We start from the raw sequence: 21,248 nt of genomic DNA on the forward strand, positions 1-21,248 counted from the left end.
TATAATAATTTCTAGCAGTATTCTCCAATTAAATACTATATATTGAGTTATATCATATATAATGATATATTATGTATGAAAATAGCGTATTAATAAAAAATATTATCTATATTTAGGGAGAAAAGACAAAAAGGAGACCGTTATGAATGATTTAGAAAAGAAGGGTTTATGGAAATTCTCATGCATTCCAGGCATAGAAGAGTCAACCTTTAATAAGGTACTAGAAAAATTTTATGATCTTGGAATAGCAGGTCTTACTAGAGAAAATGTACAAAACTCTTTAGATGGGAAAATACCTGGGAATACTAGTCCTGTTATTGTTACAATAAAAACAGGGAAAGTAAAAAAGGAATTTATTCCAGGGATTGATGAAATAAAAGATAGGATTTTATGTCTTGAAGGACGTAATGATTATACAAAAGAAACTATAGAACATATGCAAAATAAGATGAATCAGGAAGAAGTGGATTATATATCTTTTGAGGATTCAAATACAAAAGGGCTAAAAGGTGCTAAAAATGGACAAAGTGATTCCAAAGAAGATACCTGGAGTATATATGCATATAACAAGGGAGTGCACTCAGAAGAAGAAGATACAACTTTTGAAAAATTTAGAGGCGGTTCACATGGTATTGGAAAGATAGCATCTAATGCAGCATCAGAGTTACACATGATGTATTTTGCAAATTGTGATGAAGAAGGAAACAAGCATCTGGGGGGAACAGTACAGCTTATAGAGCATAAATATCAAGGAAAATACTATCGTTCCACAGGGTACTTTACAGACGTAGAATACATTAATGAAAATATAACAAAATTTTATCCCTTTGAAAATCAGTTCCATGAGATATTTGCAAAAGAAACTAGAGGGCTTAAGATAATTATTCCTTTTTTAAGAGAACAGTTTAATGACGAAAAAGAAATAATAAAAAGTATATGTGATAGCTTTTTTGTTGCAATTGTTCAGGAAAAATTAGAGGTAGTTATTAACGATAACAGAATAAATAGTAAAACAATAAAAAACTATATATCAAATAAAGATTATTATACTCAAGATATAGTTGATATGAAGAACGAATTTACACCGCTATATTTTAACACTTATATGACTAAAAAACCTATTCAAATTAAAATTGCTGATTGTGAAGCTGGGTATAATTTTAAATTGTATTTTAATTATAATGAAGCAATTCCAAAAGGACGAGTTGCAGTTATAAGAACTATAGGCATGAAGATAGAGGATAAAAAAGTTAAAGGAAATGTAAACAAGCCTTTTAATGCTGTCTTAATACCAGAGTCCATTATAGAGGATGCTTACTTAAAATCTCTTGAAAATGAATCGCATACAGAGCTTTCTTTTGAGCATATAAAGAATCAAAAGCTGCAAAGGAATGCTAAGAGATTCATAAATAATATATCAAGGGAAATATCGAGGATTATTGAAGAAGAGATCAAAAAGAATAATCCAACAGATGGTTTGATGGATACAAAGGATATATTATATGTGGTTGAAAATCAATTTAAACAAGATCTTTCAAAAGCTGCAGCCACAGTGAAACTCAATAAAGGAAGTAAAGAGCTGACAATTGTTAAAGTTGAAGCAGATATTCCTAAAAAAGAAGAACCTAAAGTTAAAGATGAGAATAAGAAGAAAAAGAAAACACTAAAAAAAGTAAAAAAGCGTGAAAAAAATAATGAAGGCAATGAAGAAAATGAGAACAGTCAAGAAAAGCAAACAAGATATAATGCGCATCCAGATATAGTAGAAAGACTAATTATAGGAAATAAAGAGTTTGTTAAATTTGACTTTTCAGATAGTGTAGAGTTGAAAAAGGTAAAGGTATGTGATATATCATTATCCGTTGTTGATGGTATGGGAATGGAGTATTCCAATGAATTTAGCATGAGCAATAATTATAAATCTGCAGTTGATAAAGCTACAGGAAAACAATGCAAAATAGAAAATAACGTGATAAAAGATATTCAAATAAAGAAAGGTATTGCACAAGTTGAATTAGAGTTAAAAGAACAATTTAATAAAGCTTTAAAATTTGTGTATTATGTAGAGGTATAAGATGATTTATAAGAAAGATGCTAATTTCCCATATCCTTTATTAACAAATACATCTACTAGTTATAAAAACTGCAATTTTATACTGGATGTGAATTTACAAGAAAATACACATAATTATAGATTTGAAATAGATTATCAGATAGATTCAGCATTTATCACCGAACTTTTAGAGTCTGGACAAGCACAACTTGTTTTAGTCATTCAATCAAAGGACAACAAGTTCTTTAATCTTAATTTTGGAGATAAAGCTAAAGAAATTTCTAAATCAAGAATATCCTTAAGTAAAAGAACAACAGTTCAATTACTTATACAATCAAAAGAAGAGATAAGTTTTAAAGATAACAATGATCTTAGCTCTTTTTATAAAGAATTTAAAGATGAGATTGTAGTACCTAAAAATTCCGTTTTAGGCTTCTCTAATAGTGTAATATTTGAAGGAAGCAATGCAAAGCCTTTGGAACTATTTGAGAAAAAAGTAAATCCAAATATTAAGTCAGATATAAAAATTGAACTTGGTAATGAAACTATTATTATTAACTACAAAAATGAGGAGTTACAATTTAGTGATTCGCCAGTAAGTGCTGCATTAAATAATCCTTATATCTATATGGGGCTTCAAAAAGCATTATATAGATTTATAGTGAATAATGGTGAAGATGGTGAATTAGTGGATCTTGAAAGCATAGATCCTCCAGCAGATGGTCTTGATTTTAAGCTGTATAATCTTATGAAGAAAAAAATGATTAGCGAGTTAAGCATAGAGAATATGGATGAAGTTATTTGCTCAATATCAGATAAAATATTAGAGAGATATAATGCTGCTGTAAGGAGGCTGTATTCATAATGGAAATTAGACTGTTAAAGAAAGGCTATAAAAACAATGAGCAGTTTTATAAAGATTTTTTAACTGGTGAAATTAAAGATGAATATTTTTCAGGTGAAGTAGTGCATATAGATGCGGCTCCAGATTTCCCTATATATATGGGTGTTGGGTATGAAAAGCAGAGGAGGGAGCTTTTTCTTCAGGCTTTTGATATTATTTCTAAATATTATCTTAATACAGATAGGGATATTCATTTTGATGAAGTGTTCTGGCACTCTCTATTTTGTGTTTATAAAAGGGAGTATTTACTTGAAACATATCCAGAGATAAATAATGGAATTAATAATTTTAATAATATTGTAGTGAAGAAATTTGACTGGGAAAATTATATTTACAAGTGTGTTTTAGGTGCACAGTATATTAATGATAACGTAATTGATGATAGTGAAAGAAAAAGATATTATGATCTTATAATTGATAATCTTGATTTATATAATTATATTATAAAATATGAAATCTTTAGAAACGATAAGTTTTTGATTAATATATTAGATATTACAGATGATTTGGGCTTAACTAAAATACTAAAGTCAAAGATAAAGAGTAGAGATGGCTTAGGAAAAGATGAACGTGTGGGTAGAAGAGTTATTTTTGAATTTAACAAGAGTTACCCTATAATTATGTCTCCTATGCTGGAAAAGAAAGAATTACAGGAAATATTTTTAAAGTATCTTAGTTATTATTATGATGAAGTTCAGCTGTAGCAGATAAGATCAACAAAAAGTAGCAAGTTCAGACAAGCCTTCGCAAGAACCTGCGAGGGGTGTTAACAAATTATTTTGCTCATAAATTAGTGCCTAAGGAAAGATGTTTTATTTAGGTACTAACTTTCATATATATGATGTGTAGCAATAAATTTGGAGAGAAGTAAGTATGAATTGGATACAGAGTAATTCTGTAGCGGATTTAAAGGAATTAGGATCATTTAAAGAGGTAAAACAAACAATTAAACAATCTACGTCTAATATTATAGAACTAAAGGCAAGAGGATGGAATGAGCTTTATAAAAAGGTAGCTGCGCTGCAAGGGGTTTTAGACTCATTAGGTGTAAGCATAGCAACAATAAATGATAAAAGTTTTTTTACATCTGAAGCAAGTGAATATATTTTTTATCTACTAGAGCTTGATGGAGAGGCAAGATTAAAAAAATTAAAAGTTACAAAAACTCACTATTCAAATAGAGAAAAAGCTACAAAATGGAGAAATGATATTATTAAAGTAATACATTCTGATAAATGTCACCATCCAAAGGCTGATGAGGCAGTAAATAAGTTGACAGAGATATACAAGGGGATGTTAGGTAATGAAAAATAATGCCTTAGTTCCTTATAAATATTCTGTTACAGAAATTAAGTACAATACACCAGAAATAGATGAAAAGTGTTATCCAAGAACAATTACAGAAATCAATAATGCTTGGAGGAATTGTTCTTTTTTAGATGATAGTGGACATGTATGGGTGGCTGTAGATAAAATTCATTCAATATTGAGAACTAGCAAAGGTAATGGAAGGTATCACATTGAAGGTGTAGAGGAAAGTGCAAAGAAAACTATAAATAATACAACATATATTATGGGATATAAGTTAGGGGCGTTAATAGATAGATTTATCCAGGAAACTGGTGAAAGTAGTAAGAGCAGATATCTAAGATATTCGGAAGAACTATATCGTGCCATACGAGATAGTGATACTGCAAAGAAGTTAAGGCTAGAATTTGCATTTGAATTATCAGACTCTAGAAAAGGTTTAAAAAAAGCTAGAATAAAAACACATAAAATCATTAGGGATGAAGTGACAGGGGGACAGCTTATTAAGAAAACCTGTGAATTTTCGCATATAAGGAGTTTTGCAATATTTCCACAGTTTGGTGACAATATAGAAAATGGTTTAATTGTTAATAAAGATATTCATGAAATAATTACTAATGCAGGAGTAAATGATGAGGAAGAACTTTATGATCTATGTGTTAGCAATAAGTGGGATATTTCTTGGTATGACAAATTTAAAAAACACTTTGGGTTAGTACTGGATATAAAATGAAGATACTTGCTTTTTATTATATATTAAATATCTTGTAATTAGGAGAAAACAAGATAGTAAGAAGAATTTATAAGGATTACCTTGATGGAAAAGATTATTGTAGGTTTGCCTGATGGCACAGAGATAGAAGTTGTAATTGAATAATGGATTTTAAAGAGCCAGTTGAGGATAATTTAGTCATTCTTAACTGGTCTTTTTTTTCTTATGAATAAAAAAATGTAGAAATAGTATATAAAAGCAGAGGAGTTGAATGATTAATGTAGAATATTAATATATTATATTTTCTTATTAAAAGTAATTAAAATAGAAAATGTTTTTACAATAAAATATAACATAACCAAGTTACTAAAAGCTCAAGAGGAATGAGCAGTTCATAGCAAACGTAAAAGTGGTCAGAAGCGAAGGCTTCTATCAGTAGCTTGCTGAATACAGTGCTAATATAAAAATATAAAGCCTGCAGATTGCCATAGATGGATTCAAGAGATACTTGAAGAAGGCAATGGTGCAGTATGACTAAGGAGATACAAGGATGGCATTAATTGAATCGCAGTTGAAAATACTTACAGTTAAGGAATTGTTTGAAAAGCAGTTATATTTGCCAGAGTATCAGAGACCATATAGGTGGTCTACAGAGTCTGTAAATATTTTGTTTGATGACATATGGTCTGCTCTTAAAACATCTTCGGATGGTGAGTATAGACTTGGATCCGTGGTGCTTCATAAGGAAAATACAGGCATATATAACATCGTGGATGGACAACAGCGTATAACGACATTGGCAATACTGTTTAAATGGCTGATAAAAAAAGATGATGCAATTCTTAAAAATGTAACAGATCTTAATTATACAAGAAATTCGTCTGAAGCATTGAAGAAAAACATGAATCTCATAAAAAGTCGCGTAAATGAGCTTGGAATTGGCAAGGATAAGTACCTAAATTTCGTCAAAAACAATTGCACATTTGTTAGCATTGTTACAGACAGTCAGTCAGAGGCTTTTCAGTTTTTCGACTCTCAGAATCATAGAGGAAAGGAACTGGATCCACATGATCTTTTAAAAGCTTTTCATCTCAGAGAAATGCGAGATGAGAATGAACAGACAAAGATAGATGTTGTTAACAAATGGGAAAATTATAAAGAGGAGAATCTAAAAATTCTGTTTAGTTATCATCTGTATCCACTTACACAGTGGTATAGGGGAAGAGATGGTATAGACTATTCCAGTGCAAAGATAAAGCAGTTCAAGGGTGTAAAAAAGGATTTGGCTTATGATTATATCCTTTATCACAAAGCTGCCAATATATTTGTAGAGGATATGAATAAGTATTCAAGGGAGTTTAATCGTAAGGAGGTTAATCAGTTCCAACTTACGCAGCCAATACTCTCTGGAACTAGATTTTTCCGCTATGTAACTCATTATATGGATCTTTTGGAACAAGTTGATGAGATTATTGAAAGTAAGACACCTGATGATTCAGGAATCATTCCTAAAGATGGCAATGGAAACAAGTATGTTAACAGACTTTTTCAGAATGCTTTGATGTTCTATGCGGATAGATTTGGTATTGAAGCAATTACTGATAAGGCTTATAAGAAGCTCTTTAGTTTTTGCTATAGCATCAGGCTGACAATGCAAGCAGTATATCAGCAGACGATTAATAATTATGCATTGGGATATCATAGAAACAATGTTGATGGCATCAATATATTTGAAAGAATCTGCGAAATGGCAACTCCAGAAGAAATAAGCATGATTGTAGTCAGCAAACCAGAAAACATTCTTGAAGGATTTGTATCTTCAGGTGGCAAATTTGAAAAGCTGTATAGCACTGTAAGCGAATACTGTGGATGGGGTGAATAATCATGTTGAAGAATTTGGAAAACATTAAAAATATCGGAGTTGAGAAACTTTTTGATGATAAATATGAGGTGCCAATTTATCAAAGAAACTATGCATGGAAAAGTAAACAGATAGAGCAGCTTATGGATGACGTTTTAGATATTAAAGAAATAAGTGAATCTAATTATTACATTGGAACATTGATAGTAAATAAGCGCGGTGATGTATATGAAGTAGTTGATGGACAGCAGAGACTAACCACGATTTTTTTGATTATGTTATATCTCGGAATGAAGATTGACGAGGTACTGCGTTTTGAAGCACGTGAAAAGTCCAACCATATTCTGAGAGAACTATATTCAAGTCAGAAAAAAGATGAGATTGTCAAAGGTGATGATCATGAGATAAGTATTGGATACGAAACAGTTCATAAACTGTTTGATAACAAAGGTATAGATAAAGATACTTTTAAAGAAAAACTTAAAAAGGTACGTATTGTAAGAGTACAGGTACCTATTAATGTGGATTTGAATCATTATTTTGAAATAATGAATACCCGTGGCGAGCAACTTGAACTTCACGAGATCGCAAAGAGTAAGTTTTTGGAGAAGCTTTCTGATAAGGATAAGGTTGTTGCTAGCCTTATCTGGGAGTCCTGTATGAATATGAATTCATATATCCATATGAATATGAATTCAAAGCATAAGTCTATCATTCTAACTGAAGATAGAGATGAATTTGCAGATGGCATAGAATCATTTGATACATTGGTAGCAAAGCTTGAGGCGAAAGAGGAGGATAACGGTACTTTCTCTTTGGGGGATTTCTTCAATAATCCAGAAGAATATAAAAAGAAAAAAGAAGATGGAAGCATTTATGAGGATGAAGATCGCGGAAGTAAAAGATTCGAATCAATCATTGGATTTCCTCAATTCCTGTTACATGTAAATGCTGTGATGAATAACGAGGATGAGAATGAGAGTAGCCTGGATGATAAGAGGTTGCTGGTGATACTAAAACCTCGTTGGGAAACTCCAGAAACTACAAAGGAATACATTTTTAATCTCCTGAAGTATAGATTATTATTTGATAAATATATAATCAAAAGAGATAAGAAATTAACCGAAGAAGGTAAGTGGTCTTTAATGCGTTCTAAGAAGTATTCGAAGAAAAACAGTGTCTACTATGCCGGAACATTTAATGATTCACAGATAGATGATGAGACATTGAATGAAAAGTATGATTCTATACAGATCGCGAAAAACTATCTTACGTTACAGTCAGCACTTAGAATTACATATACATCTCCAAAGATGATGCATTGGATCACAGTGATCCTCCATGCATGTGGAGAACGAAAGACGGATGTAAATTCTTTGCTTACAGAACTTGAGAATTATGCTGTTTCTAAGGTAAAAAAATCTAGATATGGAGATAAAACTAATTGGTTTGATTATCAGAGAATTGTATTCTCGTACTTGGATTATGTTTTATATCGAGATGGATACAGCTATGAAGGTAAGGAATATATCAGGAAGCAGCCTGATTTTGAATTCCAATTTAGAAGCTCTATAGAGCATTTTTATCCGCAGCATCCGGTAAATAAGCCTGTTTGTCCAAATGAGATCCTGAATGATTTTGGAAATCTTGCCCTTATAACGATATCAGGAAATTCAAAGATATCTAATTTGGATCCTGTATCGAAGAAGAACACCTACAATAATGTCATTGAACAGAGTCTTAAGCTTAAAATTATGGCAGAACTTGTAGGAAACGATTCGGAAAGCTGGATAGATAATGCTTCTGGCGATAATAATATTGCGAAGAAGCATGGTCAGGAGATGTTTAAAATACTTGATTGTGAGATTGCAGATCATTAGCATTCAGTTTATAGCAAGCTCAGGCAAGCCTTCGCAAATACCCAAGAGTTGTAAATTTTAATTATGTAGTTAGGCTAAATTTAATATAATTAAAAGGGATTTATTATGAGGTATCATCAGAATGTAGATGTTTTGAAAATAATTCATAAAAATAGAAAATCAATCTAAGAACAAACGTTTGTATATTAATTGGTAAAATAGACCATACTATATCTATAAGCATTGGAGGGATATAATATGGTCTATTAATGTGTTAGAAAAGAAGATCTTATGATTTTAATAAGAGAAGAAACTAAAAGCTATGGAAACAAAAGTGAAAAAAATCATATTCAAATGGATAAAATTTTAAAAAGATTATTTACTCTAAAAAACACTAAACCAATAATAGATTTTCTTAATTCAGCCTAAGCCTATAAAGACAACATAGTTATAAGAGATACCTTAAAAGCTATAGATTTATCGTATAATAATAATAAGATAATCTTGGAAGATTATGATGAAATGACATCTGCAATAGAAAATATAAATTCATATTTTTTAAGTATGTATGGAAAATATACGAATTTCGATGAGGAGGTTAAAGATATGGTGAAGAGTTTTTATGATCCTAAGGTTGAAGAAAGGGGTGTTCAAAAGGGAAAAATGGAAGAAAAGATAGAAACAGCAGCGGAAATGATAAAAGAAGGAGAACCTATAGAAAAGATCAAGAAGTACACAAAATTAGATGAAAATAAAATTTTAGAATTGATAAAGAAAATTGAAAATAAAAAGGATCAGTAAAATATGGCTAATTCATCCATATTTTTGATATTTAAGTTAAGATTAGCATTGAAATGATTTACAAAAATTAACATTTAAAGGGTGATGTATCTCTATGTCAAATACATCATCATTAACAAAAGAAATTTATTCTTATGTACTTAAGGAAGTAAGTAAAAAAACTGGAATAAAATTAAAAGGAAAGAGCTTAGTTTTAAATACAAATACTAAAAACAATATTTTAATCAATCAAAATACAGAATTAATATGAAAATATATCATGCCTCTAAAAATTCTAAAAGAGCATTCTTGTTCAGTATAAGTATTTTTTTATATTTAGTATAAACCCATTTATATTTAGAGAATTTATTTAAAGTTCTACTTACAGTAATTCTACTTACACCTACAGATTTTCCAATATCCTCATGGGTACAATTAATGGGATAGCTTGTATATCTATTCATCCTTAACAGATATTGAGCTATTCTTTTTTCGGCTGATAAGAATGAAATATTATCAATTTCATTTGATAACATTCTAACTTTTTGTGATAAAAGCTCTATGAAATTTAGAGCAAGAAAAGGTTCTTTTTGAAAGTACGACATAATATCAGTTTTATTAATGGTGATAATTTCTGAATCGGAAAGAGTTTTAGCTGATGACATTCTTGGAAAACCATCAAAAAAAGAAGCTTCTCCAAAAATTTCACCATTTTTATAAATTGTTAAGATTTTTTCTAAACCATCTGAGGAATTTACAAAAACTTGAACTATTCCTTCTTTTAAGTAGTAAAAATTATCAGCAATTTCTCCTTGTTGATAGATTAATTGATTATTTTTAAATATTCGTGCAGGTTTTGTTTTAAAAATTTCAAACAATTTAGTGGGCATATCTATTTTGTGGTCTAAAAATAAAATCCCTTTATCCAAGAAAAACACCTCCGTTGAAATAATGTTTTTCTAATTGTATCATAGTTTACATTCTTCATTAAAGTTTTATGTAATAATATAATAAAAAAATTTATGGAGGTAGTAAATTATGAAATGGAATAGTAATCTATATGATAATAAACATTCTTTTGTGGCGGAATACGGTAAATCTATGATTGATTTAGTGAATGTGGAGAAGGACCAAAAAATTTTGGATTTAGGTTGCGGTACTGGGATACTAACAAATGAGTTGGCAAAAGAAGGGGCAACTGTTATTGGAATAGATTCATCAACAGATATGATTAAAAAGGCAAAATTAAATTACCCAAACTTAAATTTTCAAGTGGCAGACGCAACAAATTTAGATTTTGAAAATTATTTTGATACTGTTTTTTCTAATGCTGTTTTTCATTGGATTCCAAATCAAGAAAAATTATTGTATTCTATTTATAATTCATTAAAGGACAATGGAAAATTGATTTGTGAATTTGGAGCAAAGAATAATGTGCATAAAATTCAAACTGCATTTGAAATAGTACTAAAGCAACATGGATATTCTTATTGTTCAGAATTTTTCTTTCCTTCAAAAGAGGAATATAAAATATTATTAGAAGAAGCTGGTTTTGAAATAGAACATATAATTGAATATGATAGACCAACGCCACTTGCTGATGGTGAAAAAGGATTAAGTAATTGGAGTTGTCAATTTTTTGCAAACCATATATCAAATGTTTCATATAAAGAAAGGGAACAAATCTTATTTGAAACAGAAAAAATTTGCAAAGATAGTTTATGGAAAGAGAACCAATGGATAGCTGATTATAGGCGTATTAAAATTATTGCAGTAAAAAATAAATAGATATTCCAACCTATGAAAAATGGAGGTAATAGATAATGATAATTTCTGAAAGTAAACAAGAAAATTATTGTACAGAAATTTCAAATGGTAACTCAGTTATTTTTTCTGATGTAACAGAAGAAAAAGGAGGAAAAGGACAACATTTAAGACCACATGATTTGCTATGTGCGGGATTTGCCTCATGTATTAATATTACTACAAGAATGATATTAGAACGTAAAAATATAAAATATGAAAAGGTAATTGTTAAAGTAGATTTAGATAGAAGTGATGAAAATAAAACAAAATTTCTTTATGATATTGATATTTTGGGTGATATTTCTAATGATACAAAGCAACTAATAATTAGTATGGTTAGAAATTGTCCCGTAAAAAAAACTTTATCCAAGGAAATAGAATTTCAAAGTATAAGCAAACTCAGATGAAGAAACAAGCTGTGGAATAGCAGCTTGTGGAAGTAAGTCTATGACACAGGCAATTGTCAGTGTCATAGCTGAACCTGTTGCCATTCATTACATCTCAAGACACTTTACAATAATTTTTGCACATTCCCTAGCTCCCTTTTCAGTTGCTATTTTTTTGCTCAATGTTTTAGCGTTTGCTGCGATTTCATCAGTCAAAGCAAATTTGATTGCATCAGCAAGTTTATTAGAAGATAAATCTTTTTTAGAAATAGGTTTCGAACCTACCCCTAAGTCATAAGCCCTGTGTGCCCATGCAAATTGATCATTGGAAAAAGGTACAATTATGCTTGGGACTCCTGCTTTAAGGCCAGCTGCTGTGGTGCCAGCTCCTCCATGATGGCATACTGCTGAAACCCTTTTGAATAGCCATGAATGAGGAATGCTATCAATTTAATAGTGATTGTCGGGATAAAGAAGAATTTAATAATCTGAATCTAGATAAAAATAAAGTACATTTACTAATTTATAGCGGCAGTAGAGGTTTAGGAGAACATACTTTAAGAAAGCATATTGAACAATACAGCTGTCAGAATGGTTTGCTAGAGGGTAGTGAAGGTTTTGAAAGCTACTTAAAAGATTATGAAAAGGCAATACTTTTTGGTTTGCCTAGTACCCACGGGGTGCATTGATAATTTGTTAACAAATTGTTTTGCTATAAGAAAAGGTGTATTATAAACTTATATTTAATAATGTAAGTGAGGGATTAACAATGAGATTTTTGCCATTTATCAATGGGAAACTTTTTTTAGTGATATATGGGATTTATGCAGTGGCATTAATAATATTATTGTCAAAGAAATTAAAAGGTAATGATGAATATTATGTGGCAGCAGGTTTAGATGAAGTACAATATTATGTTTTAGATAATAAATATAGTTTGGAGAATATGTTTTACTATATAACGTACAGGCTATATGCTAAAAGAATTCTATTAAAAGATGAAGAAGAAAAAACTTTTTATGTAAATAAGTCTGTTTCCATATATCTATCAAGTATTGAAAAAAAAGTATACCATTTATATTTAGAAAAGTTTGCACCAAAGGATTTTAAATCAAGTATGCTAAATGAAAATCAATTTAAAGGGTATTATTATAGCATTTATAATGAATTAATAACAAAGGGATTAATTAAAGATAGTGATATGATAAAAAAGAATAAATCTACTTTAAAAATGGGAATGCTTATTATATTTATTCCAGGGGTTTGGAGACTTATTGGAGGAATAGAAAGTAATATGCCAGTAACAGCCCTAATAATAGAAATTATTGTGACTTTTGTTATAATAAGGGCTGTATTATCTAGTCTGGTTAATGATAACTTGACCAATAAGGGACATGCTTCTAAAAGAGCATTTGAAAAGCAATATAATTCAATAATTAATGATTCTGACAGCAGCTCTAACAGTAATGTAGGTTATGCAAATACTATGCAGGAGTTTTTAATTGGAGCAGCATGGATGAATTTTTTAGGTGTAAATAATATATATAGAAATAGTGGTAGTGATACATCTACTTTTTTTGACAATGATAGTAGTTTTGATTCTTCTGATAGTAGTTCTGATTCTTCGGATAGTAGTGATTCGGGAAGTTCTTGTTCTGCATGCTCATCTTGTGGAGGCTGTGGTAGTGGAGGAGATTAATTTTGAAAAGATTAATTTTGCAATGGCATATTACTGCAAGGTGTAATAAAAGATGTAAGCATTGCTATCAAGAAGACTACAGTGGGGAAGAATTTACAATAGAAAAATTAAAGGAATTAGGGTCTCAATATTTAGAACTTTTATATGAGTATAATAAAAATTGTAATGAAAAAATAAAGGGACAAATAAATATAACTGGGGGAGAACCATTTATTAGAGAAGATATTTGGGAGCTTTTAGACTTTTTCAAAAAGAATGCTGATTATTTTAATTTTGGTATACTTACTAATGGTTCACTTTTAAATGAGGAAAATGTTATTAGATTAAAAAGCTATAACCCTAAAATGGTACAAGTAAGTTTAGATGGAAGTAAAAAAGTTCATGATGAAATAAGGGGCGCAAATTCTTATAATGAAGTTATAAAAGCATTAAAACTATTAAGAAAATACAATATAAAATCATTAGTTTCATTTACTGCAAATAATAAGAACTATAAAGAATTTAAGAATGTAGTAAAGGCAGCTAAAAAGTGTAAAGCATATAAGGTCTGGACAGATAGAATGGTTCCAATTGGATCAGGAAACTGTGGGGAAATTAAAACTTTAAGTAAAAAAGAAGTGGTTGAATATATAAATATAATACGTAAAGAGCAATTAAATGTATTAAATAAATTTACTAAAACTAAAATTTCTGGTGAAAGAAGTCTCCAATTTTTAAATGGAATTAGTGAGTGTTATAAATGCAGTGCAGCAGATGGACTGGTAGTACTTCTTGAAAATGGAGATGTAATGCCTTGTAGAAGATTACCAATTGTAGCAGGGAATATACAAAATTCAGATTTAAAAGAAATTTATTTTAATTCCAAAGTATTTAAAGATTTAAGAGATTTTAAGGAAAAGCCTAAAGGCTGTACAAAGTGCAACTTTTTTAATTTATGTAAAGGTGGAGCTAAGTGTATAGCTTATGGTGTATATGGTGATTATAAAATTGGAGATTATGGCTGCATTCTTAAGAATGAAGAATGTGGCTTGGATGATATTTGCCACAATACATAAATTAGTTGCTACTAAATATTGACTATGGATAAATTGTAATGTTATAATAAAAATTATTAAAAATATAGAATAAGAGGAAAATTATTATGTAATTAAGTAGATTTATCTAAGGAAAATTAAAAAGGGTATTTGTATTCATTAAAAAATTTAATGAGTTTATTTATGTGCTCTAATTTAATTTTAAAGATAATTTACTTTTTATAACCATAATAATTGCCTTAAAAAGAATATCTCTTTTAGGTTTATTAGTGTTGTGAAAAGTTAAGCTTCGCAGCACTTTTTTGCTGCGTAAATTTAAAGGAGATGATTATATGGAAAGAATTTATAAATATCCAAGAACTCCTCATATTGAAGGATCAAGATTTCAACAGGGGGACGAGGATTTAGATAGTATAAAGTTTGAAAGAATTAAAAATAGATTTTGTGTACTTGAAGAAAAGGTAGATGGGGCTAACTGCGGTATTAGCTTTGATAAACAAGGAAGAATGTATTTACAAAGCAGAGGGCATTTTTTAAATGGGGGATATGGAGAAACTCAATTTGATATGTTTAAAACCTGGGCAAATACTTTTATTTATAGGCTTAGAGAAATTTTAGGTGATAGATACATTATGTATGGAGAATGGCTTTATGCAAAGCATACTGTGTATTATGACGAACTTAACCACTATTTTATGGAATTTGATATATTTGATAAGCAGGAAGAAAAATTCTTAAGTACCAGGAGAAGAAAAGAAATGCTTAAAAGCTATCCTTTTATAAAGTCTGTACTGGTTTTAAAAGAGGGAATGCTAAAGTCTAAAGATGAAATTACAACACTTTTGGGTAAATCAAATTTTAAATCACATAACTGGCAGAGAAGTTTAGAAAAAAGCTGCAGTGAGCTAGATTTGTCCTATGAAATTGCTAAAAAACAAACAGATACAACTGATTTAATGGAAGGTATATATATAAAAGTAGAAGATGAAAACTATGTACTTAGCAGAATGAAATATGTAAGAGCTTCATTTTTAAATACAATTATGGATTCTGAAACTCATTGGGTTAATAGACCTATTATTCCTAACAAATTAAAATCAGGAATAGATATTTTTTCTGAGGAGGCGTAGTGTAGTTATGAATATAGAAAAATTTTTAAGGGAAAAGAACTACGACTTTAAAGACATAGTGGAGAAATTTAAATTTATAGATAAGTTTAAAGAAGTTAAGCAAAATCCTAAATTTCATGGCGAAGGAAATGTTTATGAGCATACTAAGTTAGTATGCAGCGAAATTTTAAAGCTTGAAGAATGGGAATATTTAGAGGATAGAGAAAAGGTAATTTTGTATACAGCAGCACTATTTCATGACATAGGTAAGGTTATTACTACAAGGGAAGAAGATGGGCAAATAATTTCACCTAAGCATGCTGTAAAGGGTGCAAAGATGTTTAGATACTTAGCCTATAGAGAATATGAATTTGATAAGTCTATAAGAGAAGAAATAGCGGCACTTATTAGATACCATGGGCTGCCTCTGTATTTTATTGAAAAAGAAGATATAGATTACCATCTTATAAAAGCAGCTGAGATTACTAATATGAAACTGCTTTATTTATTAGGAAAATGTGATTTGCTTGGAAGGTACTGTGAAGATAAGGCAGCCTTGCTTGAAAGGGTTTTTTATTTTAAAACCTATGCAGAAGAATTAGGTTGTTTTTATGGACCTAAGAAATTTAAGAATGACTATACAAGGTTTTTGTATCTTACAGGAAATAAGGTTTATCCTGGAGCAGAGATTTTTGATAATAGAAGCTTTGAAGTAATAATTATGATGGGACTTCCTCTAGCTGGAAAGGATACTTATATAAAGTGTAATCTTAAGGGGGTAAAAGTAATATCCTTAGATGATATTAGAGAAGAACTTAATATTTCACCTTCTAAGGATTTTGGAAAAGTTGGAGCGGTGGCCTTTTCTAAAGCAAAGGAATATTTAAGAAGAAAAGAAAGCTTTGTCTGGAATGCTACGAATTTAAGGAGAGAGAATAGGCAAAAATTAATTAGACTATGCACAGCTTACGGAGTAAAAGTAAAGTTTGTTTATTTAGAGGTGCCTTATAGAGAGTTGATTTTAAGGGATAATAAAAGAGAAAGATATGTACCTATTAAAGTAATAGATAACATGATAAAAAATATGGATATGCCTGAAGCAGAAGAAATTTGTTAGTTAAGTAAGCTTAAGGTAAAGCGTGAAGTAATTATATTCTAAGATGGACTAGCTTGGCATTAATACAGCAAGCTAGTCTGTTTTAGTTAACCTTAAAAAAGAAAGAAAGTTTACTAATAACAAGCTCAAGTAAGTCCTTACAAATCCCCTCAAGATGTAAATTTTAGAAGCTAAGTAAAGTTTATAGAGAAAAATTCGATATAAATAAAGCATATAAAAAGTGTTATATAAGCATCAAAGGAGACAGCTTTAGATTATGAATAATATTAAAGATAAATTATTTAGAATAATGGCAATTATATTGAATACTATATATGTTATTGCGATAGTGCCAGTTGGATTTGCGTTCCTTGTAGCAGGTGCAATGATATTTGATACACCAAAGTCAGCTGAAGATCCGATGGCATGGTTATTCTTCTTTCTTACTTTATCAATACCAGTAGTAACATTTTTAGCATGTGTAAGCTCCATTATCTTAGTATCTAAAAAATCCAACACTAAAGCGTTTTTATGTAGTATATCACCAATAGCATACATTTGTATTATTGTGTTAATTAATTGGTTATTTACAACTATAAGGGGGTAATTTAGTTACTTCTACTTCAACCTATAATTATTCTCCTTACCGTGTATTTCTACAGTGAAATTTTTGCACATTTCTAAAATTCTGCTGCCTATGCTTTCATCAAAGTATAAGAGCTTTTCCACAGTAAATTCTGAAGATATTATTATGGGCAAATTTTTCATGTATCTGTAATTTATTATTTCAAAGGTTATGTTTATATCTGCCTCAGTAAGCTTGCCTTTATAGAGATCATCTATTATTAAAACCTGTGCTGTTTTGAACTTTCGCGTACAGGCTTCATAATATTCTTCATCTAAAATATTTTGTTTTAATTTTAGTATTTGTTCTCTATAGGACATATAAATTACGGGAATGCCCTTTGATAGAAGGTTTAAACCTATAGCTATGCTCAAATGGGACTTACCGCTGCCAACTTGTCCTAAAAAAGCTATACTATTTTTTCTGGTATTTCTTATTTGTTTAAAGCTTCTAAAGTATTTGATAGCAGTATTCTTTGCTTCTTCAGTGGCTGTATTATAGGCATTGTAGTTTTTGAAAGTAAGTTTATTTTTTTGAGTTTCTATGCCTGAAAAACTCCACATCCTCTTAAGCTTATCCATTTCTCTGCACTTGCAAAAGGCAATGGTATCTTGAGCATCAGGAGAGTGTTTTATAATATATCCTTTTCCACCACAAATAGGGCAGTTTTCTAAAGCGTCAGCTTCAGATGAGTCCTTCCATGTCTCCTTGATACCACTCTGTTTTTGCTTCTTTTCCTTCATATTTTCCAGATTCTTTTTCCTGAGTCTCTGAATTATATCCCCAACTCTTTTCATAGTTTCCCCATGTTGTTCCAAAGCTTTTCCCTCCTTGCAGTTTTTTATAATCATCAAGAAAATCACTGTTAGTTTTAAAGTTATGAAAACCGTAATAACTCTTATGTTTTTTATAATTATTTAAATAATTTATGACCTCTTTTTCATCTCTTAAACCTTTATTTTTCCAGCTGTAAAGCACCTTTTCAATATATCTTAAATTTTTGGCATTGCTTTTTAATGCCTGCTTCATTCCAAGAATAATTAGGTCCTTGGAATTAAAGTCCTCCATAAAGTTTTTTAGTTGGTCAATTTCATAAGGACTGGCACAGCTTATATTGTCACTGTAAAAATTTACAACATCGGTGAACCCTTCTTCTTCTTTTTTTAAGTAAGTCTCTGTAGTAATCTCTGGTATTGCTTTATTAAAATAGGCATTATCCATTTGACTTTTTGACTCAATGGAAGAAGGAGAAAGGTACTTATTGCTGGACTTATTTACATCATCTAAATTTTCATAAGCTTTATCATCGTTGTAATAAATATTTTGATCCATAGAAATTTCATTTGCTTCTAAGTTATCAGGAGCTTCTAGTTTTTTATCATCTTCAGAAATGTCAGATGAATTTTCACCTGGCTTTCCTTTAGTGTCAATTGTTGAATTAGTACCATCTTCAAAAGAATCACATAAGCTTTCAAGTTTTTCATAATCTATGGTGTACCATTTAGTTTTGTCCATTTTTGATTTATTGAAATTAGAGCTTAAAACAACTCCTGAAGTTTCAAGCTTTTTTATAGCTCTTATTATGGTTCTCTTACATAAAAAGCTTATTTGATTGTGCCAGGCTTCATAGCTGTTATAAATCCATGGTGTGCCATTTATTATGTGATTGCTTTTTAAAAGCCAGTAGTGAATTTGCTGAAGTATTATACTTTCTGTAACTCCAAAAATTTCTGCAAGCTTAGGCTGAAAAACCATAGTGATTTCATTTTCCAAAAGTACTTTTTTCATAATTAACATCAATCCTTTACTTATTGATTATTTGCTTCAGCTTCTCAAGTGCTCTTGCATGCCGCTTTTTTGCAGCTGAATATTTTATATTTTTAAATTCTGCATATTCCTTTAAAGATTTTTCCTTAAAATAGTGCCAGTATATAATTTCTCTAAAGTTGTCAGGGAGAAGTTTCAAGGCTTTTTCTAAAGTCCTAACATCTTCTTTTAGTAATATATCCTCTTCCACATTATCATCACTGAGAAGTATGTCCATAAATTCAGTGTCTTCATCCATAGTATTATTTAAGCTGAATTCAAATTTTTCTCCATTTTTCTTATTTAAATAACTTCTAAGTTCATTGCATGCAGCATTTTTAATAGCAGTAGTGGCGTAGGTTGTAAAAGCATTTTTATATTCACAGTTATATTTAAATACAGCATTAATTAAAGCTATAGCTTCTATTTGTATTAGATCTTCTATTTCGTACCCATTTATGTAAATAGAACTAGCAGTTTTATACATAAAGCCTTCAAAGTTTTTGATTATAGCTTTAAGAGATAATTTATCTCCATCTTGGGCCTTTTTTACTAAATCTAGAAGCTGTAATATTATAAGCACCCCCCAATAATACAGGCCATAAATAAGAATAAACTGTGTTTCAATTCTAATAAGGATTTGATTTTTTTATACTCTATTTTTTTACGCATTCTGAAAAAGGTGGATCTTACAGAGGAATAATTTAGGTTGTGAGTTTCAGCAAAATATTTTAGTGTTTCTCTTTTATAAAAAATACATTCAAACAACTCAATTTCTAAAGAGTTTAACTTATCCCTTAGATAGCGTATCAGATCTTCCTTGAAAAAAATATTATTAAAAATGGAGGTTTCACCGGAAGCCAATGTTTTTTCTATATACTTTAAATCGTCTTCATTATCTAGATATTTGTAATTATATTGAGGTTTACAGTTATCCCTAGAAACTTTTTTTAAACAATTAGATATGGTTTGACACATGTAATTTCTAAAGCTGCTTTTAGTAGTACCATTAAAATTCAAAACTGCATTGAACATTGATATGTTTAAATCACTTAAATAGTCTTGAAAATACTTGTTTCCATAAGAAGTTCCTATTTTGGAATTATAATGTTCTAGAATAAAGCCTTCAAAATTTTTATGCAGCTGTGTTATAGCTTGCTCATCTTCATTCCTTATTTTTTCTATGAAATTTTTTAAATCACTATTGTAAAAATTCATATTATCACTTCTTTCTTATTTTTTCCCTTTAATAATAAAGTTCCATTTTATGCAGAAAATGTTGCATATTAATAAAAAAATGACTTTACTTATTTATACAACTTTTTTATATAATTTCACTTAATTTAGTGATATATGATAAACTTTCATATTTATTATAGAATAATTTGATTTTTTAGTGAGGAAAAGCCTCTAATATGGTAGATTTACGATGAAAAAATTTCATGCTAATATTTTCTAAAACTGAAGAATTTTAATCAATATTTTCAACTTTGATTTTTATTTTTCATTTTTGAAATTTAGTTTTAGCATTGTATGAGACTTTGTTTTATTATTACAATAATTAAAGAATATAAAAAAGTTCTGATTGGAAAATTTCAATCAGAACTTTTTTGAAGTTAATTATTTTGCATCAGGGACCATTTGATTTCTTTTCATCCCTTATCATTTGGTTTATAGCATTGGATAAATTATTTATGCTGCAAGTTAAGTTTTCCATTTTGCTTTCGATTCTTACTAAGAGGTAAGCAGATACCGCAATGGGAAACCCTAAATTGCCTATTAAGTTTACAAGATTTGTTTCCATGTTCTAAACCTCCAAGTTAATTTTGAAAATAATGCGATAAATGGACAATTAAACTTGATTTAACTGTCCATTTGTAAATTATGGGTTTGAAAGTTTCATTATTTTACTGTTAAGCTGGAGCTGTTTCTTTCTACTATGTGAGCAGAGTCTTTTGATTTTAAATCTAAACCACCTGATGTAAATATGTTTTTAGCTAATATTACATCCATAGCTGCTTTAACCTCAGCTTCAGTAACATCTTCTTTAACATTATTTAAAGTTATGGAAGATTTTTTACCTTCCTCATTTAGAAAGGTCATAGATAATGATTTCGCCATATTAATACCCCCCTTGTTTTTTTTATTATTTTGGAATAGTTGAGTGACTAATCTTTGTAGTTTGAGCATAATACGAAGCATTTTTTAGA

At 29.6% G+C, this 21,248-nt stretch carries 26 protein-coding genes; 18 read left to right on the forward strand and 8 right to left on the reverse strand.

The window, feature by feature from the left end:
• Positions 1-142 precede the first annotated feature (142 nt).
• The 10 genes from Ccar_RS03580 (at position 143) to Ccar_RS26655 (ending at position 9,748) form a co-directional block, all read left to right on the forward strand.
• Complete coding sequence (locus Ccar_RS03580; RefSeq protein ID WP_048029891.1) at positions 143-2,074, forward strand: hypothetical protein; 1,932 nt, start codon at positions 143-145, stop codon at positions 2,072-2,074.
• A gap of 1 nt (position 2,075) precedes the next feature.
• Positions 2,076-2,918, forward strand: coding sequence for a hypothetical protein (locus Ccar_RS03585; RefSeq protein WP_007059454.1), 843 nt, complete (start codon positions 2,076-2,078; stop codon positions 2,916-2,918).
• Entirely contained in the window at positions 2,918-3,661 is a 744-nt protein-coding gene (locus tag Ccar_RS03590; protein ID WP_007059453.1) for a hypothetical protein, read from the forward strand. The genes Ccar_RS03585 and Ccar_RS03590 overlap by 1 nt, the downstream gene beginning before the upstream one ends.
• Positions 3,662-3,830: 169 nt before the next feature.
• Entirely contained in the window at positions 3,831-4,271 is a 441-nt protein-coding gene (locus Ccar_RS03595; protein WP_007059452.1) for a hypothetical protein, read from the forward strand.
• Positions 4,261-4,998, forward strand: a complete 738-nt coding sequence (locus tag Ccar_RS03600; protein WP_007059451.1) for a hypothetical protein — start codon at positions 4,261-4,263, stop codon at positions 4,996-4,998. Before Ccar_RS03595 ends, Ccar_RS03600 begins: the two co-directional genes overlap by 11 nt.
• 595 nt (positions 4,999-5,593) lie before the next feature.
• The gene (locus tag Ccar_RS03605) at positions 5,594-6,859 is read left to right on the forward strand and encodes a DUF262 domain-containing protein (RefSeq protein ID WP_157132458.1); all 1,266 of its coding nucleotides are present in this window, start codon (positions 5,594-5,596) and stop codon (positions 6,857-6,859) included.
• A gap of 2 nt (positions 6,860-6,861) precedes the next feature.
• Positions 6,862-8,718 (forward strand): DUF262 domain-containing protein, encoded by a 1,857-nt coding sequence (locus Ccar_RS03610; RefSeq protein WP_007059449.1) that lies wholly within the window; start codon positions 6,862-6,864, stop codon positions 8,716-8,718.
• Between the two features lie 270 nt (positions 8,719-8,988).
• Complete coding sequence (locus tag Ccar_RS26650; protein ID WP_156184550.1) at positions 8,989-9,126, forward strand: hypothetical protein; 138 nt, start codon at positions 8,989-8,991, stop codon at positions 9,124-9,126.
• A gap of 177 nt (positions 9,127-9,303) precedes the next feature.
• Positions 9,304-9,498, forward strand: coding sequence for a hypothetical protein (locus Ccar_RS27310; RefSeq protein WP_242852187.1), 195 nt, complete (start codon positions 9,304-9,306; stop codon positions 9,496-9,498).
• A 94-nt stretch (positions 9,499-9,592) separates the two neighbouring features.
• Complete coding sequence (locus Ccar_RS26655) at positions 9,593-9,748, forward strand: hypothetical protein (protein WP_007059447.1); 156 nt, start codon at positions 9,593-9,595, stop codon at positions 9,746-9,748.
• Positions 9,749-9,755: 7 nt separating this feature from the next.
• On the opposite strand, the gene Ccar_RS03620 is transcribed toward Ccar_RS26655, so the two are convergent.
• Positions 9,756-10,406, reverse strand: coding sequence for a Crp/Fnr family transcriptional regulator (locus Ccar_RS03620; protein ID WP_007059446.1), 651 nt, complete (start codon positions 10,404-10,406; stop codon positions 9,756-9,758).
• Between the two features lie 109 nt (positions 10,407-10,515).
• Here Ccar_RS03620 and Ccar_RS03625 point away from each other — a divergent pair, with 109 nt between their 5' ends.
• Both Ccar_RS03625 and Ccar_RS03630 read left to right on the forward strand, forming a co-directional pair.
• Entirely contained in the window at positions 10,516-11,265 is a 750-nt protein-coding gene (locus Ccar_RS03625; RefSeq protein ID WP_007059445.1) for a class I SAM-dependent methyltransferase, read from the forward strand.
• A gap of 35 nt (positions 11,266-11,300) precedes the next feature.
• The gene (locus Ccar_RS03630; RefSeq protein ID WP_048029894.1) at positions 11,301-11,690 is read left to right on the forward strand and encodes an OsmC family protein; all 390 of its coding nucleotides are present in this window, start codon (positions 11,301-11,303) and stop codon (positions 11,688-11,690) included.
• An 87-nt stretch (positions 11,691-11,777) separates the two neighbouring features.
• Here Ccar_RS03630 and Ccar_RS26220 read toward each other — a convergent pair whose 3' ends face one another.
• A complete protein-coding gene (locus tag Ccar_RS26220) occupies positions 11,778-12,119 on the reverse strand; it encodes a nucleotide disphospho-sugar-binding domain-containing protein (protein ID WP_156184607.1) in 342 nt (113 codons plus the stop codon).
• Here Ccar_RS26220 and Ccar_RS03640 point away from each other — a divergent pair.
• From Ccar_RS03640 to Ccar_RS03665, 6 genes are all read left to right on the forward strand, one after another.
• Positions 12,098-12,358 carry an RtcB family protein gene (locus tag Ccar_RS03640; RefSeq protein WP_007059442.1) on the forward strand — a complete coding sequence of 87 codons (261 nt, stop codon included), beginning with the start codon at positions 12,098-12,100 and terminating at the stop codon, positions 12,356-12,358. The two genes, Ccar_RS26220 and Ccar_RS03640, sit on opposite strands and share 22 nt — an antisense overlap.
• An 80-nt stretch (positions 12,359-12,438) precedes the next feature.
• Entirely contained in the window at positions 12,439-13,368 is a 930-nt protein-coding gene (locus Ccar_RS03645; RefSeq protein ID WP_007059441.1) for a hypothetical protein, read from the forward strand.
• A gap of 2 nt (positions 13,369-13,370) precedes the next feature.
• Complete coding sequence (locus Ccar_RS03650) at positions 13,371-14,423, forward strand: radical SAM/SPASM domain-containing protein (protein ID WP_007059440.1); 1,053 nt, start codon at positions 13,371-13,373, stop codon at positions 14,421-14,423.
• A 311-nt stretch (positions 14,424-14,734) separates the two neighbouring features.
• Positions 14,735-15,532, forward strand: coding sequence for an RNA ligase family protein (locus Ccar_RS03655; RefSeq protein WP_007059439.1), 798 nt, complete (start codon positions 14,735-14,737; stop codon positions 15,530-15,532).
• A gap of 7 nt (positions 15,533-15,539) precedes the next feature.
• Complete coding sequence (locus tag Ccar_RS03660; protein WP_007059438.1) at positions 15,540-16,628, forward strand: AAA family ATPase; 1,089 nt, start codon at positions 15,540-15,542, stop codon at positions 16,626-16,628.
• A gap of 256 nt (positions 16,629-16,884) precedes the next feature.
• Entirely contained in the window at positions 16,885-17,214 is a 330-nt protein-coding gene (locus Ccar_RS03665; protein WP_007059437.1) for a hypothetical protein, read from the forward strand.
• 11 nt (positions 17,215-17,225) lie between these two features.
• Here the strand turns inward: Ccar_RS03665 and Ccar_RS03670 are convergent, their stop codons facing one another.
• The 6 genes from Ccar_RS03670 to Ccar_RS03690 form a co-directional block, all read right to left on the reverse strand.
• Positions 17,226-17,975, reverse strand: a complete 750-nt coding sequence (locus Ccar_RS03670; protein WP_007059436.1) for an ATP-binding protein — start codon at positions 17,973-17,975, stop codon at positions 17,226-17,228.
• The gene (locus Ccar_RS03675) at positions 17,917-19,020 is read right to left on the reverse strand and encodes a DnaD domain-containing protein (RefSeq protein WP_007059435.1); all 1,104 of its coding nucleotides are present in this window, start codon (positions 19,018-19,020) and stop codon (positions 17,917-17,919) included. Before Ccar_RS03675 ends, Ccar_RS03670 begins: the two co-directional genes overlap by 59 nt.
• A gap of 16 nt (positions 19,021-19,036) precedes the next feature.
• The gene (locus tag Ccar_RS03680; RefSeq protein ID WP_007059434.1) at positions 19,037-19,621 is read right to left on the reverse strand and encodes a sigma-70 family RNA polymerase sigma factor; all 585 of its coding nucleotides are present in this window, start codon (positions 19,619-19,621) and stop codon (positions 19,037-19,039) included.
• Entirely contained in the window at positions 19,612-20,256 is a 645-nt protein-coding gene (locus tag Ccar_RS03685) for a sigma-70 RNA polymerase sigma factor region 4 domain-containing protein (RefSeq protein ID WP_007059433.1), read from the reverse strand. The genes Ccar_RS03680 and Ccar_RS03685 overlap by 10 nt, the downstream gene beginning before the upstream one ends.
• Before the next feature lie 412 nt (positions 20,257-20,668).
• Entirely contained in the window at positions 20,669-20,842 is a 174-nt protein-coding gene (locus Ccar_RS26225) for a YvrJ family protein (protein ID WP_007062839.1), read from the reverse strand.
• Between the two features lie 98 nt (positions 20,843-20,940).
• Positions 20,941-21,159 carry a DUF2922 domain-containing protein gene (locus Ccar_RS03690; protein WP_007062838.1) on the reverse strand — a complete coding sequence of 73 codons (219 nt, stop codon included), beginning with the start codon at positions 21,157-21,159 and terminating at the stop codon, positions 20,941-20,943.
• Between the last annotated feature and the right edge of the window lie 89 nt (positions 21,160-21,248).

Origin of the sequence: Clostridium carboxidivorans P7, assembly GCF_001038625.1 — a bacterium.
GTDB classification, from domain to species: domain Bacteria; phylum Bacillota; class Clostridia; order Clostridiales; family Clostridiaceae; genus Clostridium_AM; species Clostridium_AM carboxidivorans.

Excerpts from the sequence above, each read along its gene's own strand:
- Ccar_RS03580 (WP_048029891.1), top strand. The coding sequence starts at position 143 with ATGAATGATTTAGAAAAGAAGGGTTTATGGAAATTCTCATGCATTCCA.
- Ccar_RS03585 (WP_007059454.1), top strand. The coding sequence starts at position 2,076 with ATGATTTATAAGAAAGATGCTAATTTCCCATATCCTTTATTAACAAAT.
- Ccar_RS03590 (WP_007059453.1), top strand. The coding sequence starts at position 2,918 with ATGGAAATTAGACTGTTAAAGAAAGGCTATAAAAACAATGAGCAGTTT.
- Ccar_RS03595 (WP_007059452.1), top strand. The coding sequence starts at position 3,831 with ATGAATTGGATACAGAGTAATTCTGTAGCGGATTTAAAGGAATTAGGA.
- Ccar_RS03600 (WP_007059451.1), top strand. The coding sequence starts at position 4,261 with ATGAAAAATAATGCCTTAGTTCCTTATAAATATTCTGTTACAGAAATT.
- Ccar_RS03610 (WP_007059449.1), top strand. The coding sequence starts at position 6,862 with ATGTTGAAGAATTTGGAAAACATTAAAAATATCGGAGTTGAGAAACTT.
- Ccar_RS26650 (WP_156184550.1), top strand. The coding sequence starts at position 8,989 with ATGATTTTAATAAGAGAAGAAACTAAAAGCTATGGAAACAAAAGTGAA.
- Ccar_RS27310 (WP_242852187.1), top strand. The coding sequence starts at position 9,304 with ATGGTGAAGAGTTTTTATGATCCTAAGGTTGAAGAAAGGGGTGTTCAA.
- Ccar_RS26655 (WP_007059447.1), top strand. The coding sequence starts at position 9,593 with ATGTCAAATACATCATCATTAACAAAAGAAATTTATTCTTATGTACTT.
- Ccar_RS03625 (WP_007059445.1), top strand. The coding sequence starts at position 10,516 with ATGAAATGGAATAGTAATCTATATGATAATAAACATTCTTTTGTGGCG.
- Ccar_RS03630 (WP_048029894.1), top strand. The coding sequence starts at position 11,301 with ATGATAATTTCTGAAAGTAAACAAGAAAATTATTGTACAGAAATTTCA.
- Ccar_RS03640 (WP_007059442.1), top strand. The coding sequence starts at position 12,098 with ATGAATGAGGAATGCTATCAATTTAATAGTGATTGTCGGGATAAAGAA.
- Ccar_RS03645 (WP_007059441.1), top strand. The coding sequence starts at position 12,439 with ATGAGATTTTTGCCATTTATCAATGGGAAACTTTTTTTAGTGATATAT.
- Ccar_RS03655 (WP_007059439.1), top strand. The coding sequence starts at position 14,735 with ATGGAAAGAATTTATAAATATCCAAGAACTCCTCATATTGAAGGATCA.
- Ccar_RS03660 (WP_007059438.1), top strand. The coding sequence starts at position 15,540 with ATGAATATAGAAAAATTTTTAAGGGAAAAGAACTACGACTTTAAAGAC.
- Ccar_RS03665 (WP_007059437.1), top strand. The coding sequence starts at position 16,885 with ATGAATAATATTAAAGATAAATTATTTAGAATAATGGCAATTATATTG.
- Ccar_RS03670 (WP_007059436.1), bottom strand. The coding sequence starts at position 17,975 with ATGAAGGAAAAGAAGCAAAAACAGAGTGGTATCAAGGAGACATGGAAG.
- Ccar_RS03675 (WP_007059435.1), bottom strand. The coding sequence starts at position 19,020 with ATGAAAAAAGTACTTTTGGAAAATGAAATCACTATGGTTTTTCAGCCT.
- Ccar_RS03685 (WP_007059433.1), bottom strand. The coding sequence starts at position 20,256 with ATGAATTTTTACAATAGTGATTTAAAAAATTTCATAGAAAAAATAAGG.
- Ccar_RS26225 (WP_007062839.1), bottom strand. The coding sequence starts at position 20,842 with ATGGAAACAAATCTTGTAAACTTAATAGGCAATTTAGGGTTTCCCATT.
- Ccar_RS03690 (WP_007062838.1), bottom strand. The coding sequence starts at position 21,159 with ATGGCGAAATCATTATCTATGACCTTTCTAAATGAGGAAGGTAAAAAA.